Genomic DNA, 1,466 nt, shown 5'->3' with positions numbered 1-1,466 from the left:
TCCAGGTCACGAAAAACGGCTGTCAAGTGGGCCATTTTTGGACCTCTTTTTGTTTCGTAAAATCGAGCTGAAAAACGGAGTGCGACTATAGGGCCACGGTCATGAACAAGTGCATGACCCTTAACCCCTATCATCAATCTTCAATCTGACAGGCATAAGTATGAAATTCGATTTTATGACTAACGCTGTATGTTTCTTCGCTGTAACCGCCGGTATGGCCTTAGCCGCCTCCAGCCACTCCGCCCACGCCCAGCAGTGCTGCCAGACCGCCAGCACCTGCACTGGCAGTCCAATGACTTCTCAGGCCATTCAGGAGCCTGAGCGTGTAGACGGCCACGTCTCTGACAGCACTCTGGCCTCAGCCCTGACTGCAGCCGCAACTTTCTATAAGGACAGCGCCAGCCGCTCCGAGGGTATTACCCTGGCAACAGGTGGCTGCGATTCTGCCTTCTCTGACCGTACCTGTGCAGTGGAGCAGGAGGCCCTCTCCCACTTCACCATTACCGATGTCAAAATCACCCGCTATGACGGCACCGAAGGTATGCAGTGCAATGCAGGCAGCGACTGCAGCTGCGCTATTCCAGCTGCAGGTCTTGCACATGTTGACTCCTCAGCTGAGGCTGCCACATCAGCTGATGCATCGATATCTGCTCAATCTCTTATTGAAAACGGCCCTGAGTCTGCTCCTGTAGCTGCCCTCAATGGCGGTGCAGCTCTGTCCCGTAGCGCTGGTGCCAGTGCTGCTGAGCACTTCCGTGCTGCAGCCGCAGGCGGCGCTGCTGGCGCTGCACCGGCCACCGCTGGCAGCGGCCTGCAGGGTGTACGCCTGGTAGCTGCTCCACGCTATGAGGACAAGGCTCTGACTGCAGCCGCCCTCAGCTCTGTTGACCATCTGCGCGGAGCTCCACTTGATGCCGGTACCCTGCAGCAGGCACTGGAAAGCTTCACCGATTTCTACCGTAATAAGGGCTATACCCTGTCTCAGGCCTACCTGCCTGCTCAGAGCATTGTTGATGGCTGGGTAGACCTTGCCGTGGTCAATCCGAAGTACAACAACTTCAACCTTGAGAATGTCTCCTATGTCTCTGATGACTATATGAAATACCTCATGACTGATGTCTATGAGCTTGAGGGCAAGGATATTGTTGAGGGTGAGCTTGATGAGCGTCTGCTCAAGCTCTCTGATATCGGTACTTTCAATATTGCCGGTCAGATTGATAACTCCGATGCTGCAGGCCTCTATCGTGATGTTGATTTCCAGGCTGCTCCAGATGGCGATCAGGTAAATTTCGCTGTCTTTGCTGACAATTACGGCAACAAGAGCGCTGGCCGCTACCGTTTTGGCGGTCTGATGGAGGTTATCTCTCCAGCTGGCATGGCTGACCGTCTGTCTGTGGTCTATGCCCGCTCCAACGAAAAGCAGAACAACTACAGCATCAATTACCGTATTCCGGTTAACTCTCATC

At 54.3% G+C, this 1,466-nt stretch carries 1 protein-coding gene; it reads left to right on the top strand.

The genetic code is table 11. The annotated features are described in order from the left end of the window. Nucleotides 1–160 precede the first annotated feature (160 nt). A partial coding sequence (locus tag MXE39_RS12845; RefSeq protein WP_246979088.1) for a POTRA domain-containing protein occupies nt 161–1,466 on the top strand: 1,306 nt, incomplete at its 3' end.

It is taken from the genome of Anaerobiospirillum sp. NML120511, from assembly GCF_023050955.1.
Taxonomy (GTDB): Bacteria; Pseudomonadota; Gammaproteobacteria; order Enterobacterales; family Succinivibrionaceae; genus Anaerobiospirillum.
This window is presented reverse-complemented; position numbering and strand designations above follow the sequence as displayed.